At 40.1% G+C, this 14,179-nt stretch carries 18 protein-coding genes and 1 other annotated feature; of the genes, 1 reads left to right on the forward strand and 17 read right to left on the reverse strand.

The genetic code is table 11. From position 1 onward, the window contains the following. Window positions 1-20: 20 nt before the first annotated feature. The 15 genes from GMC92_RS03180 to GMC92_RS03250 form a co-directional block, all read right to left on the reverse strand. Window positions 21-854, reverse strand: coding sequence for a PRD domain-containing protein (locus tag GMC92_RS03180; RefSeq protein WP_021153391.1), 834 nt, complete (start codon window positions 852-854; stop codon window positions 21-23). A gap of 310 nt (window positions 855-1,164) precedes the next feature. Next, the gene (lacD, locus tag GMC92_RS03185) at window positions 1,165-2,145 is read right to left on the reverse strand and encodes a tagatose-bisphosphate aldolase (protein WP_003007720.1); all 981 of its coding nucleotides are present in this window, start codon (window positions 2,143-2,145) and stop codon (window positions 1,165-1,167) included. 1 nt (window position 2,146) lies between these two features. Continuing rightward, window positions 2,147-3,076 (reverse strand): tagatose-6-phosphate kinase, encoded by a 930-nt coding sequence (locus GMC92_RS03190; RefSeq protein WP_155124825.1) that lies wholly within the window; start codon window positions 3,074-3,076, stop codon window positions 2,147-2,149. A 10-nt stretch (window positions 3,077-3,086) separates the two neighbouring features. Continuing rightward, on the reverse strand, window positions 3,087-3,602 hold the full coding sequence (gene lacB, locus GMC92_RS03195) for a galactose-6-phosphate isomerase subunit LacB (RefSeq protein ID WP_155124824.1): 516 nt from the start codon (window positions 3,600-3,602) through the stop codon (window positions 3,087-3,089). A 16-nt stretch (window positions 3,603-3,618) separates the two neighbouring features. Further along, window positions 3,619-4,044: a galactose-6-phosphate isomerase subunit LacA gene (gene lacA, locus GMC92_RS03200; protein WP_003007724.1), complete on the reverse strand. Its 426-nt coding sequence runs from the start codon at window positions 4,042-4,044 to the stop codon at window positions 3,619-3,621. 202 nt (window positions 4,045-4,246) lie between these two features. Beyond that, window positions 4,247-5,722, reverse strand: coding sequence for a PTS transporter subunit IIC (locus tag GMC92_RS03205; RefSeq protein WP_003007726.1), 1,476 nt, complete (start codon window positions 5,720-5,722; stop codon window positions 4,247-4,249). A 97-nt stretch (window positions 5,723-5,819) separates the two neighbouring features. Beyond that, the gene (locus tag GMC92_RS03210; RefSeq protein ID WP_003010999.1) at window positions 5,820-6,125 is read right to left on the reverse strand and encodes a PTS sugar transporter subunit IIB; all 306 of its coding nucleotides are present in this window, start codon (window positions 6,123-6,125) and stop codon (window positions 5,820-5,822) included. 35 nt (window positions 6,126-6,160) lie between these two features. Next, the gene (locus GMC92_RS03215; protein ID WP_003007730.1) at window positions 6,161-6,637 is read right to left on the reverse strand and encodes a PTS sugar transporter subunit IIA; all 477 of its coding nucleotides are present in this window, start codon (window positions 6,635-6,637) and stop codon (window positions 6,161-6,163) included. A 345-nt stretch (window positions 6,638-6,982) separates the two neighbouring features. Then, window positions 6,983-7,729, reverse strand: a complete 747-nt coding sequence (locus GMC92_RS03220) for a DeoR/GlpR family DNA-binding transcription regulator (RefSeq protein ID WP_155124823.1) — start codon at window positions 7,727-7,729, stop codon at window positions 6,983-6,985. A 214-nt stretch (window positions 7,730-7,943) separates the two neighbouring features. After that, on the reverse strand, window positions 7,944-8,237 hold the full coding sequence (gene rpmA / locus GMC92_RS03225; protein ID WP_003002805.1) for a 50S ribosomal protein L27: 294 nt from the start codon (window positions 8,235-8,237) through the stop codon (window positions 7,944-7,946). Between the two features lie 17 nt (window positions 8,238-8,254). Then, the gene (locus GMC92_RS03230) at window positions 8,255-8,599 is read right to left on the reverse strand and encodes a ribosomal-processing cysteine protease Prp (protein ID WP_003002581.1); all 345 of its coding nucleotides are present in this window, start codon (window positions 8,597-8,599) and stop codon (window positions 8,255-8,257) included. A 15-nt stretch (window positions 8,600-8,614) separates the two neighbouring features. Next, on the reverse strand, window positions 8,615-8,929 hold the full coding sequence (rplU, locus tag GMC92_RS03235; protein WP_003007734.1) for a 50S ribosomal protein L21: 315 nt from the start codon (window positions 8,927-8,929) through the stop codon (window positions 8,615-8,617). Between the two features lie 34 nt (window positions 8,930-8,963). Continuing rightward, window positions 8,964-9,051: a sequence feature (ribosomal protein L21 leader region), on the reverse strand. A gap of 140 nt (window positions 9,052-9,191) precedes the next feature. Next, on the reverse strand, window positions 9,192-9,734 hold the full coding sequence (locus GMC92_RS03240) for a hypothetical protein (RefSeq protein ID WP_155199710.1): 543 nt from the start codon (window positions 9,732-9,734) through the stop codon (window positions 9,192-9,194). Between the two features lie 52 nt (window positions 9,735-9,786). Further along, window positions 9,787-11,007, reverse strand: a complete 1,221-nt coding sequence (gene thiI / locus GMC92_RS03245) for a tRNA uracil 4-sulfurtransferase ThiI (RefSeq protein WP_155199711.1) — start codon at window positions 11,005-11,007, stop codon at window positions 9,787-9,789. Between the two features lie 18 nt (window positions 11,008-11,025). Continuing rightward, window positions 11,026-12,168: a cysteine desulfurase family protein gene (locus tag GMC92_RS03250; RefSeq protein WP_155199712.1), complete on the reverse strand. Its 1,143-nt coding sequence runs from the start codon at window positions 12,166-12,168 to the stop codon at window positions 11,026-11,028. Between the two features lie 192 nt (window positions 12,169-12,360). Here GMC92_RS03250 and GMC92_RS03255 point away from each other — a divergent pair, with 192 nt between their 5' ends. Then, on the forward strand, window positions 12,361-12,795 hold the full coding sequence (locus GMC92_RS03255) for a DUF6556 family protein (RefSeq protein WP_155199713.1): 435 nt from the start codon (window positions 12,361-12,363) through the stop codon (window positions 12,793-12,795). Window positions 12,796-13,017: 222 nt separating this feature from the next. Here GMC92_RS03255 and GMC92_RS03260 read toward each other — a convergent pair whose 3' ends face one another. After that, window positions 13,018-13,458 carry a hypothetical protein gene (locus GMC92_RS03260; RefSeq protein ID WP_049507341.1) on the reverse strand — a complete coding sequence of 147 codons (441 nt, stop codon included), beginning with the start codon at window positions 13,456-13,458 and terminating at the stop codon, window positions 13,018-13,020. A 256-nt stretch (window positions 13,459-13,714) separates the two neighbouring features. Then, window positions 13,715-14,158, reverse strand: a complete 444-nt coding sequence (locus GMC92_RS03265) for a hypothetical protein (RefSeq protein WP_173019398.1) — start codon at window positions 14,156-14,158, stop codon at window positions 13,715-13,717. Window positions 14,159-14,179 lie beyond the last annotated feature (21 nt).

Genomic DNA, 14,179 nt, shown 5'->3' on the forward strand with positions numbered 1-14,179 from the left:
ATGATACCTTTTGAAAATTTTTATAATAGACGTTGAATATGAAGGGCTAAATAGACTTTTTCATTAGGAGATATCTTGGCTCCTGTCTGTTCAGCGATGGTTTGGTAGATTTGATGACTAATCTCATAAGCCTTTGGATAACTTAGCTGAATCAGTTGTTCCATCTCGCTCAAACCTTCTGGATCTTCTCTTCCCTTATCTAGCGAATCTAGGAAATAATTGAGATGGATCATAAAGCGATCATAGAAATGACTGTTTTCTTCTTTCCGTTTCAAGCCATTTTGAGCTAGTTTTTCTTCTACAGCTTTCAAAATAACTTGTCGGTCCTGGACATCTGGATCTTGCTCATGAATCATTTCCCCTTGTGCATTAATGAAATGATAAGCGATGCGATTCACTTCATCGTCAGGAAATTGATCCAAGAGCCGCTTTCGAAAGATCTCAATCGCTTCTTTTGCGATTTTATAGGGAATCGGATGCATAGCAGACACATCAGGAAGGTCACTGTATTTATATCTTCCCTGTTGAACTGCCTGGTAAGAACAAAAGATGTGATCTGTTAATGTCACATAGATATATTCTTGAACAGGATAGGCATATTTCTTAGACAAGGTATCAATCACTTCATAAGTGGTTGTAATGAAATCAAGAGGAACATCCTTTAGAAGGGCCATAAAGTTTTCTCTTGACTCATCCGTATTTAAACGAAATACTTTTTCGACCTTATCATCAGCTACTAGATCATTTTTCTTTTTCCCAAATGCAATCCCACTCCCAATAACAATCAACTCTTGTTGTAGTTCATTTTGAACCAAAGCAACATTATTGTTCATTGGATGGATAATACGATACATGAGGCTCTCCTTTGTAAAATTTGTTAAAAGCAAATAAAAATGACCACGAAGCAACCGAAAAAACTAGCCTACACTAATTGTTCAGTCTACTTGTGGTCACGCCTAATCTAACTTAGTAACGCTCACTGCTATTCAACTTATAAACTTATTCTATCATAAACTTTTTGTTTTGTAAACCCTTACAGCGAAAATTTTTAAACATTTTTTTATAAAAAAGAAACAAAGCCTAGAAATAATGAAGAACATTGGAAGGAATTTCTTCCTTCCAATGTTCTAAATGTTGCTTTAGGAGGCAATAACGATTTGTTTCTTACACGCGTTCTGTCCAAGGTGTTGCCACTTTAGCCAAGACTGCGTTCAATTCTTCAATATTTTGACGACCTTCTGTACGAAGCCATTCACGAGCAGCTGCTTCTCCATCTTTGATGTAAGCTTCTACTGAACCTGCCCATGTCGCACGTCCACAAAGAACACCGTTGAAGTTGGCACCTGATGCATGTGCAAATTCCAAAGTTTCTTGGAAAAGTTTTGCGGATACACCAGCACTGAGGTAGATGTATGGAAGGTTGGTTGCTTCTTCTTGTTCTTTGAAGAAAGCAGCTGCTTCTTCACGACTATAGACAACTTCTCCTTCTCCAAATCCTTCCACGAAGTTCACATTAACTGGAACTTCCACTTTCAAGACATCGATATTGAAACGAGGATCTGAAAAGACTTTCATAGCCTCAATCACCTTACGAGGTTTCACTTTCGCATATTCAGCAGAGGTTGCATCTGCAATTCCTTCATCATAAGCCAAGATTTCAAGGAAGAATGGAATATCTTCAGCAGCGCATTCAGAACCGATGCGTTCGATATAAGCTTGTTTTTCTTGGTTGAGTTCATCTGCACTGTCTACATCATAGTAGAGCAAGAATTTCACAGCATCTGCGCCTTGTTCTTTGATGCGTTTTGCTGACCAAAGGTTCAAGCAGTCTGGCAAGCGCTTGGTGCTTGATGTATCGTAACCTGTTTTTTCATAGGCAAGTAAGAGACCAGCATCTTTGTCCAAGGCTTTTGTAGCAGGTAGACCATATTCTGGGTCCAATAACATAGATGAAGCATATTTTGTCAATTCATCAGCTACAAGGACTTTTAATTCTTCCATTTGTGCTACTGTTGGTTCTGTGTCTTGATATTTGGCCATCAAGCGTTTCAAAGCCCCACGTTGGTCGAAGGCCAAAGCTGAAATGACACCGTCTTTTGTACTAAGACGTTCCAAATAGTTGCGTTTTTGTTCTGTTAATACCATTTTATACCTCTTTTACGATTAATTGTTGATACAAGGCATCATAATGCCCCATGTTGACATGTCCTGTTTGTGCTTCTTGCGCATTTAACATTCCAAGAACATTTGCTTTCTTGAGCAAGTCTGCGTCACTCTCATGATGATAGAGACCAGATGCAATCCCTGCAACAGTCGAATCACCAGATCCGACTGGATTGACGACATCGATCTTAGGAATATCTACCTTATAGAAGACATCCCCATGCTTAGCGAAAGCGCCATTTGCACCAAGGGAGACAATCACCCATTCGATGCCATCAAAGAGAGAATCCTGAAGAACTTCTTTTAAGTCTTCCACATTCTTACTCACTTCTTTTCCTAACAACTGAGATAATTCTTCATTGTTTGGTTTAATGACCGTAGGCTTGACAGCTGTTTGAATGGCAGCTTCTAAAGAAGCTCCCGAGCAATCAAGTACGACTGGTTTCCCAGCTTCCCTTGCAATCTTGACAAGGCTAGCATAGTAGTCCACTGGTAAACCAGCAGGAAGACTTCCAGAGATGGCAACAACCTCTACTTGTTCAACCAAGTGACGATAATGGTCGAGAAAGTCTTGGCCTTCTTTCTCAGAAATGGTTGGACCTTTTTCTAAGATTTCTGTTTGCTTGCCTTCGTGAAGGATGGCGATACAATTACGTGTATCTCCAGCAATTTCAAAGAAACGTTCCTCTATCCCTTCTCCTAAATGATCGAGAATGAATTGCCCCGTCCGACCACCAAGTAGGCCAGTCGCTGCCACTGGATCCTTTATCTCAGAAAGTACACGGGTAACATTGAGACCTTTTCCACCAGCTGTCTTACTCACCTCAGCTACACGATTGACTGTATCCAACTGGAGTACATCCAAAGGATAAGAAATATCAATCGAAGGGTTCATCGTGACCGTTAATATCATACGTCACCTCTTAGTCGTGGTATTCACCACGGTCCCATTTTTCAAGGAATTCTGTAAAGAAATCAGCATCCGCTTGATGAGCATTATGGGATTCCACATGTTGGATCTTAGCGATCAATTTTTTATTTTCTTCAGTTGGTTTGTATTCAGCGTGGATGAATGCTTCAATGATATCGCACATGAGCAATTCACCAGTAATTTTACCCCCAAACCCGATGACATTCGCGTTCAATTCTTCTTTTGCATAAAGAGCAGTTGTCATATCGCGTACCAAGGCAGAACGGATACCAGGTACTTTGTTAACAGCATTGTTAATCCCAACACCAGTACCACAGATACAAACACCAAGATCTGCTTGGCCACTTGCTACGGCTTCACCGACTTTCTTACCAAAGATTGGATAGTGGGTACGTGTATGGTCATAAGTCCCAAAGTCGAGCACTTCGTATCCTTTTGATTTCAAAAAATCAGAAACAGCCATTTTTTCATTTGTCACAATGTGATCACAACCAATTGCAATTCTCATTTGAATTCTCCTCTCATTAGCACATCTTATTCAACATATCGACACGGATTTGGTGACGACCACCGTCGTATTTACCATTGACGAAGCCTTTGGCAATGTTCTTGGCCAATTCATCCCCAACAATTTCAGCACCCATGGTAATCATACGAGAATTGTTGTGTCCACGTGTCATATAAGCAGAACGTTCATCTGAAACTTCTGCTGCCACCATTCCTTTGATTTTAGTTGCAACCATAAATGGACCAGCACCGTAAGCATCAATCACGATTCCAAGATTTTGATCGTTTTTGTTCACTTCGCTCGCAACTGCAAGTGTCACATCTACAAAATCTTGACCTTCAGCAGTTACATCCACAACGTCGAAGTTTTCTTTTACAAGAAACTCTTTCACGAGATCTTTTAATCTTAATCCTGCAGCATCTGCACCAATTACAATAGACATGTCCTGTCCTCCTTTTGTTTGTTTCAGCAAATATCCCTGTTGTTAAATTTTCACAAAGAAACATTTTCTTACTTTTGATATTATATTACACCTATTTTGAACGAAAGTCAACATTAAATTGTTTATTTTCGAACATTTTTTTAAAATAAAAACACCATATCCACAAAAGATATGGTGTCAGTTTTCAAACTACATATGACGATTATTTTGCATTTGCAGCATATTCTTCGTTACGTTTGATCATTTGTTTTCTGTACCAAGCGAAGATTCCGATATAGAATGCCAAGAAGACAACTACACCAAGGATAGCTTTGATATCACCAGTTGTTGCGTTACCGATTGTCCAACCGAGCAATTTTTCAACTGGTCCTTCAAGAGTTGAGTGAGTGATCAATTGAGTAGAAGCTACCCCTTTAGGGAAGGCATCAACACTCTTAGCCAATTGAGTTGCAAATGGTGCAATCAATGTACCTGAAAGAAGGAAGAGTGGCAAGAGAAGGCTTCCGAAGATGATCATACGGATCAATTTACCGCGTGTTACAACCAACAAGGCTGGAGTCACACCCATAGCGATGATACCTGCAAGTGGCAAGATACCATTTCCGACTTTAGAAAGAAGCACTGCTTCGATCAACATGATTGGTGCAAGTACGTTGGCACAAGCCCAGATTTCAGCACGACCAGCGATAAATGGCCAGTCCAAACCGATGTTGAATTTACGTCCTTGAAGACGTTTAGTAGCAACGTTTGTAATACCTTGTGACAATGGTTCTACCGCTGCGATGAACCAAGAACCGATCAATGAGAACAATTCCAAGCAGACACCGGCAGTCAAACCAAGGCTCAACCAACCTTTAATAACCAATTCCCATTTGTCAGCATCTGCGACGCCAGCAACTGGATGTGGAGTACCCATGATACCGATGACGATACCAAGAAGGAAACCGATAAAGAATTTAGATCCCCAGAAACCGATCTTCTTGTTCAATTTAGCAGCGTCGAAGTCGTATTTATCAAGACCTGGGAAGAATTTGTCAAAGATTTTATCCAAGACCATGATGATTGGGTTCATCATGTAGTTCATGTGAGTTGAAGTCATAGGTGATGAACTTGGTGCATTCAAAAGATCATCAAATGTTGGTTTCATCAAGTCTGAGTTGATGATTTTCATAATCCCTACAAGGACAACTGCAAGAGTTGCCAAGAAGAGTGATAAACCTTGGCTGACACCGTTGTTGTCCGCATACCATTTGATCAAAAGACCAGTGATAGACAAGTGCCAGATATCGAAGATATCGACGTCAAGTGTATCTGTTTTCTTGATCGCAAGCATGATAACGTTGACAATCAACATAATCAACAAGAAGTAAAGTGTCCAGGCAGACCCCCAAGTGATGGTCGCAAGAGGTGCCCAACCAACGTCAGTGATATTCAATTGAATACCTGTGTTCTCAACGAATTTTGCAAGAGACGCTGAGAAAGCTCCATTCAACATACCGATGATGGCACCGATACCAGTAAGGGCGATGGCAAGTTTAATACCACCTTCAAGGGCTTTAGAGAATTTCACTCCAAACAAGAGAGCCAATAAAGTCAAGACGATCAACATGATGATCGGAGCACCCATATCTAGGATGGGTTTGAAAAATTTATTGGCAAAATCAATAATGCCATTCATAATAAATCCTCCCGATTTATAATTTTTTTGTAATTTACGGCATAAAGTGTTCCCAATTTTTTATTGGATAACGCTTACAAACTTGTTTAAAAAAATATTAACTTAATCCATGTTCTTTAATGGCAGCTTCGATGTTATCAAAGACTGGCGCACTCATCGCTGGAATACGGAATAAAATTGGTCCTGCTTCTACCACTGGAATACCAGGATCGAATCCCAAATCAGTTGCAGCAATTGGAGTAAAGATATCATAACCTGAAATCAAGTCTTCATTCACGTCTTTGACCATGACAGCGTCACAACGCACATCATAACCGCGGTTTGACAACTCTTCTTCTACCGCACTCTTAATTTGGTGGCTAGAGTTAACACCTGCACCACAGGCAGCTAAAATTTTAATCATTTGGATGTCCTCCATTATAAATATTTACGAATGTTTTAGGAAATAGTTTCCGTTATGTATTGATAAAGCTTATCTTCACTATCTAATTTTGATAGAGCTTCGAGATTTCCATTGGATGTAAAGAAATCCATCAGCTGGGCCAAAATATTGGTTTGGCTAGAGCTTGAATTGTTGATAATGAAGAATAAAAGTGAAACTTGAACTTCCTTATCTGGAGCAATCATATTATGGAAGGTTACCGGTTGATCCAAACGAACCACGACCACATTCTCAGTGAGATTATGGACAATGTCTGTGTGCGGGATCGCCACATTTGGTAAGTCTTTACCAAGAAATTCCATGTCTAATCCAGTCGGGAAAGACTTTTCACGCTCAATCAAAGCGGAACGATAGGTTGGTGTCACAATCTGTCGCTCTTCCAATAAGCTTGCTACCTGCTCAAAGAGATCTGTTTGATCCTTGGCATGTAGGCAAAATACAAGATCTTTGTTAAAGAGTTGATTTAATCCCATTGTTGCCACCTCCTTATCTAACTATTTATTTTATGGTTAGAGTATATCACTATATTGATTGATTGTCAATCATTTTTTGTCGTATTTTGTTTATTTTTGTTTATATTCATCTTTAAAGCGCTTCCTAATCGTCATTTTCTAACATTATTAAAAAAGTAAAAAGTGAGAGTGGGACAGAAATCGGTAATTCGTTAGAATTCGATTTCGTCGTCCCACCTCCGCACAGTTGAGTAGGGCTGCAAAAGCTGATGAAATCAGCGTAGTAGAGCCCACTCAACCACTGCGTCTTGCTCGACAATCCAAAAATAATTGAGAGGCTAGGACTTTTGTCCCAGCCACTTGATCTTAAATGATTTTCGTATAAAAGCCATATTTATCTTTGATCTTTTTAGGAATGCTATCATCGGTAATAATGGCATTTAGATCTTCCACACGATAGAAACTGTAGAAGGAATAACTATCAAACTTGCTGTTATCAGCTACCACATATTTCTCTATCGCATTGTTCAGAATAATGGCATTGCCATTTCCTTCTTCTTCATTAGCTGTGGAGACACTATGGCCATCGATTCCATTGACCCCGATGAAGGCTTTAGAAACCTTGATTTCTTTCAATAGTTTATTGGCAAATTGACCGACAAAGGTTTGTGTCTTTACCCGGTAACGACCACCAACTAAGATCAAGTCATAATTTGGGAAATCCTTGAGTTTCTCAAAAATAGGCAGGGAATTAGTGACGATGCTAATTTCTTTTCCTTCCAAATAATCTCCGATAAAGTCTGTTGTTGTACCAGAGCCAATAAAGACGGTATCCCCATTTTCGATCAACTCCGCACATTTTTTGGCAATGGATCGTTTCTCATCAATATTGATCAGATTTTTCTCACTGTGAGAAGCTTCTAATAAACTATCTTTGACTTTTTTGTGGGCCCCACCATGTACACGAACTAAAAGACCTTGTTTTTCAAGATCGATCAGATCGCGACGAATGGTCATGTCTGTCACCCCAAAGAGTTCCTTTAGCTCTTTGACCGATACCACACTTTTTCGATCCAGTTCCTGAAGAATTTCAACATGTCTGCTATCTTTCATGGTACTACTTCCATTCCTACTATATTTTTCTCTATTATACTACTTTTTTCAAAAAACACAAATTCAAACATTATATTAACAAGAGTAAACATGATATTTTTAAATAAATAAAAGAAAAAAGCCTTCCGTCAATCCGGAAAGCTTTCATTTATGCTATTTCTAGCTTCCTCACCTTTGGATCAAGGCTCGGGATAAAAAGGTTAAGGAAACCTTTTTATTTTGCGATTGGGTAAACAGAAACTTGTTTTTTATCGCGACCTTTACGTTCGAAGCGTACAACGCCTTCAACTTTTGCAAACAAAGTATCGTCTCCACCACGTCCAACGTTCACACCTGGGTAGATGTGAGTACCGCGTTGACGGTAAAGGATAGATCCACCTGTTACAGTTTGTCCATCAGCTGCTTTAGCTCCAAGACGTTTTGCTTGTGAATCACGTCCGTTTGATGTAGAACCTCCACCTTTTTTGTGGGCGAAAAGTTGCAAGTTAGCAAGATTCAATTTCAACATAATTGTTTTCCTCCATGTTAGTTTTCTGTGATAACTCTTGTTTGGACGAACTCTGAAGAGTTCTCCGATAAGTTTGCCATCCCTAAGAAAAATGATTCAAAGAATAGTTGGGTCATTTCTCTTTGATGTGGTGGAATATCTGTCGGGATTGTGACCCGAAGGAAGCCACCTTCTTCTTCGTTTAATTCTAGATCCGGTTCGTAGCCTGCAAATTTCTCAACAGAGTTGACAAAGTTAATGGCTAGAGTCGAAACCGATGCACACACGACATCAAAGCCATATTCACCGCTTCCAGCGTGCCCAGTGATTTCTGCACTCCTCAGCTCGCCATCTTCGGCTCGTTCAAAGACTGCTTGTATCATGTGTTCTCCTAAAAATTAAGCGTTGATTGCGTTGATGACAACTTTAGTGTAAGGTTGACGGTGACCTTGTTTACGGTGGCTACCTTTTTTAGGTTTGTACTTGTAAGTAACAACTTTCTTTTGTTTTCCTTGTTTTTCAACAGTTCCAACAACAGTAGCTCCTGAAACAAGTGGAGTTCCGACAACAGTGTTTTCACCACCAACAAGAACAACTTCGTTAAATGTAACTTCTTGACCAGCTTCAACGTTCAATTTTTCAACGTAGACTGCTTGACCAACTTCAACTTTAACTTGTTTTCCGCCAGTTTTAATGATTGCGTATGTGCTCATTATGCACCTCCTATGTATTTTTGGGTTTCCCCGTATTTTTGTGAAGACTCGCCTAGCATCGTGGGACGAACCACTTACTCTCATGGAAATGAGCGACGATGTTCGAGCGGTTGCACAGGCATGTGCATAGTCAACTCTCTAAGTATATCACTTCTATCAGACAAAGACAAGTATTTTTGCGCTTTGAAAACGAATTTCTTTTATAAAATGGATTATTTTGTATCTTTTATTTTAAGATTGCTTGTCAGTCCGACTTCTTCATCTACTTATCCTTAAATTTAAAGTCATTGAAGCTCATTTTTGCTTTAGACGAATCGTTCATGCTCTTCATCTTTTCTTCTTGTTCCTTGGTGATTTTGATAGGAATGGCTGCAGCCGTATTGGGTTTCAACACCCCTGATTCGCTCACTTCATAGTCCACTGTGACATCTTTAAAAAGTGGCTCTCCATCATATTCCAAATTTAGAACAAAGGATCCATCACGATCGATGGTTGTGGTGGTACGATTCACGATAAAGAACAAGGCGAAGCGGTTTTCCTCATTTCCAAAGGTATAGCCTGGGAAAAAGACAAATAATTTTCCTGGTTCTCCAAGCGTTGGATGTTCCTTGATAAATTTTTCAGATGCTTCCAGGACTTCGTTGTCCTGATCTTTGTACTGGTTGGCTCTGACAAATGTGAGGGGTTCTTTTTTACTGCTGGTTGACTGGCTGGTCTTTTCTTCTTTTTTCGGGCCAGTAAATGATACTTTAACACAGCCTGTCAACAGAAGCAAACTTGTCATTAAAACGATAACTTTTTTCATTTTGTCTCCTTTAAGTTGGTTAGAAAAAGAGGCTGGATACTCCCAGTCTCTCCTATAGCAAATCCTCGATCAGGTCATCGACCTCATCTTTTTCTGCTTTTGGTGTGATCTCTGTTACGATGATTCCTGCTACCGCACGCTCAACCAAAGCTTCCACATCCATCCGTTGCTCATACTGCTCCGCATTTTTGAGTTTCGGATTCGTCTTTGGACGATCCGGTGCAAAGATGGTACAACAATCTTCGAATGGCTGGATAGAAATTTCAAAGGTATCAATGGCTTGAGCAATATCGATGATTTCCAATTTGTCCATGGTCACCACCGGACGGATAACCGGCGTATTGGTCACTGCATTGATGGCCTGCATACTCTCTAAGGTTTGGCTAGCCACTTGTCCCAAGCTTTCACCATTGATAATCACCAAACCACCGCGAACCTCGCGAATACGGTCTGTAATGCGCATCATAAAGCGACGGGTCAAAGTCATGAGGTAAGCTTCTGGCGCTTTTGCCTTGATTTCCTCTTGGATCTCTGTGAAGGGCACCTCGATAAATTGGATATTTCCCCCAAACTTGGTCAACTTCCGTGTTAAATCATGGGCTTTTTTAAGAGCACCTGGGCTGGTATAAGGTGGGCTAGCAAAGTGTACTGCCTCGATATCCACTCCACGCTTCAAGGCTAGGTAACCAGCTACTGGAGAGTCGATCCCACCAGAAAGCATGAGCATGCCCTTGCCAGACGTACCAACAGGAAGGCCACCTGCTCCCTTAATGGTTTCATAAGAGATGTAAGCTGCTTCTTCTCGAATTTCAACTTGCAAGTTGATATCTGGTTTTTTCATCTGAGCTTGGATGGTTGGGATCGCTTCAAAGACCGCACCTCCCAAGGTTTGGTTGAGCTCGCGACTATCGAGTTCAAAGGTATGGTCACTGCGCTTACTTGAGATTTTAAAGGTCAAGCCATCCTTGTAAATCTCCTTCATGATCTCTTGCACTGCCGATTTTAAGGCCGGAACAGATTTTTCAATCTTGTAAACAGGTGAAAAATTTTGGATTCCAAAAACCTGCTTGAGGGATTCTGCTACTGGCTCATAATTCGTCCCATGCAGATAAGCATGCGCCCGATCGCGGTCGGCTATCACTTTGACAGCTGGATAGATAGATAAAACATCTTGGATATTATTGCGAAGTTTATTGATGAAACGCATGCGGTTCTTTCCTTTAGTAGAAAGTTCTCCATAGCGAATCATAATTTCTGAATAGGTTAAGGTCATGTTGATTTCCTTCTATAATTAACGTACTTTTCGTGTTTGTTCGTAAATCAGTTTGAACTTGGTCAAGAATTGCTCAACTTGGCTCATGTCATTTTCAAGATCGAGACTCAAGCGGACAGCTGTCTGTGCAATGCTCTTGTCCACTCCCATGGCAATCAAGGTTCCAGCTGGCTTACCAGCTTTGGACGAGCAGGCACTGGTTGTCGAGATGTAAATATCAAACTCTTCAAAGGCATGGACCACTACTTCTCCACGAACTCCTTTGATCCCGAAAGTCAAGATGTGAGGCGCAAAGTGATCCTCACCAGAAAAGATAGTGACATCTGGATAGTTGGCCAATTCTTTGCGGATGACTTCTTTCATCTGCTGGGTCTTGCTGGCAAAAGCTTCTTGGTTTTCCATGGCTAAGCGTAGGGCTTTTGCCGTTGCTGCGATGCCTGCCACATTCTCAGTTGTCGAGCGCATTTCTTTTTCTTGACCACCTCCGGTTAAGAGAGGGGTGATCTTTTTGCCTTCTTTGATGTAGACAAAGCCGACTCCGCGAAGGCCATGGAATTTGTGACTAGAGAAGGTCGCAAAGTCCACGCGCTCTGGTAGATAAACTTCTGTTGCTACCTTTGCCAAAGCTTGAACAGCATCGACATGGAAACTAACCGTTGGCCGATTTTCCAGAAGAGCCGCGATGTCATGGATGGGCTGGATGGAGCCAATCTCATTATTGACAGCCATGACAGAGACTAAGGTCGTATCCGGACGGAGAAGACTAGCCAAGGCATCCACCTTGACAAAGCCACGCGCATCCACAGGAGCGTAATCCACTTCGAATCCCTGCGTCTTTAACCAAGCAGCTGATTCCTTGATGGCAGGATGCTCGATGTCAGAGACAATGATATGCTTGCCATAAGGGGCTTTCTCAAAGGCGACACCCTTGAGGATCCAGTTGTCTCCTTCTGTCCCACCAGACGTGAAGTAAATTTCATCAGCTTTCTTGCCAACTAGCTCCGCAATTTGTTTCCGAGAAGCTTCCAAAATACGAGTAGCTTGACTACCTAGATTGTGCAAACTAGAAGGGTTTCCCCAAATCCGAGTCGCTACCTCTGTATAAGTCGCAAGGGCTTCTGGATAAGGTTTGGTCGTTGCTGAATTGTCAAAATAAATCATGTCCTACGCATCCATCACTTTCTTTTTACGTAACTTCTATTTTATCATTTCTGACCGCTTGGGACAAGGATTTGATAAAGAGAGATGCGGCAAAATCACTCTATAAAATTCAGTTCTTTTTAGACATTTTTCAGAAAATGACTTATAATAGGAAAGTGTTAAAAAACAATTTTTGATAGAAAGAGAATGAACATGTCACAATATTCAAGAAGTAACAAAAACCAAAAACCTGAGGAAAAAGCAGATACAAGACCATCTCGCGGTGAGAAAGTCAAACAAGGTTTGTCCGTATTTCAAACCGTTGTAGCTACGATTGCCAGTCTCTTAGGGATTATCGTCACTTCCTTTACCATTATGAGCCTGCTCAATAAAGACAATCAAAAAACAGAAGACAAACCATCTAGTAGCACCAGCGTCGTCGTGGTTCACGATAAGGGATCTGACTCAAGCGCTACCAATACAGATGCTAACACCAATACACAAACCAATTCAAGCAATACAGAAACAAGTTCACAAAAAGAAACCGATAGCTCATCTGCTACAGAAACCAGTTCATCTGCCGCACAAGACCAAGGCTCCACAGCAACAGACAGTGGCGCAGATACAGCATCATCTGGAACCAACTAAAAAAACAGTAAGGACAACCTTACTGTTTTTTTTTATCTTTCGATTCCAGCATTTTCTGATTTTTATAGAAAGCATCTATCTCGTTGTCATACTCCCATTTGAGCTTTGAACGCTCTTCCTGGATTTGATCCAATTGTTCATATGGAAACTTGTTGGAGTCTATCTCTATATGTTGATTCAGCTAATGAAGCATATTGATTATCAAAACTGCTCAAATTCCAATTAGTCAAATAATTTCCCCCCTACTCTAATGTAGGATCCTACATACATCTCATCTAAATTTAATGTATTATCCTCATTAATTGGGATATCTACTCCCCAACCCGATTCTTCAATATTATTTATACGTCCAAAAACATTCATATAATATTCAGGAGTTGTCAGTCCACCATCACTCCATTGTGTCTGATCCCAATCAATCTGAACGGATTCAACTTTTGAATTTTGTGCTTTGACTAAATCAACAATCTCCTGTTCGTGTTCTTTTAGATAGTCCAGTTGTTTTTTCTTTATAGTTTCTTCATCTTCCTTTAGGTCTTTCGTAGATGAAGCAGCAATCGTTTTTCCTTGTTTTGTATCATCTTTATGTTTCACGGTACATCCTCCTATACTTAGCAACACTGCAATTGAAGCAACTATTATCATGATTTTTCGACTTTTCATGAGTCCTCCTATCATTCTGTACAGATTATTCTCTAAAATTGGAAACTGGATAAATGTTATTCCGGTTATGATAGCATTTATAGTTTGAAAAACAAGCTATCACACTACATAGAGCTTTTTAAAACATGAGTTAATGATTTCTTTACTTTTAATCATCAAATCTTTAAATTAAAAAGCTATGATGCAAGTGACAATTTAGACTATTGGTCTATTACTTACACATAGCACGTTTTTTTCCTATCATTTTAAGTTCCAATTACTCAAATAATCTCCCCCCTATTCTAATGTCGGATCCTAGATACATCTCATCTAAATTTAATGTATTGTCCTCATTAATTGGGATATCTACTCCCCAACTCGATTCTTCAATATTATTTATACCTCCATAAACATTCATATAATATTCAGGAGTTGTAAGCCCACCATCACTCCATTGTGTATGCTCCCAATCAATCTGAACGGATTCGACTTTTGAATTTTGTGCTTTGACTAAATCAATAACCTTCTGTTCGTGTTCTTTTAGGTAGTCCAGTTGTTCTTTTTTTATGTCTCCTTCTGGTTTTTGTACGACTTTCTTTGAAGACGAGGCCGTTATCTTCTGTTCGGGTCTTTTTGTCAGGGTCATGATTTTTCCTCCAAGAAAAACCAGTCCTAGGATCGGTAACAAAATAATCAAAAATAGTTCCATTTGTCTCTTCATTCAATTCTCTCCAATCTACAC

The organism is Streptococcus parasanguinis, assembly GCF_009717775.1.
GTDB classification, from domain to species: Bacteria; Bacillota; Bacilli; order Lactobacillales; family Streptococcaceae; genus Streptococcus; species Streptococcus parasanguinis_AG.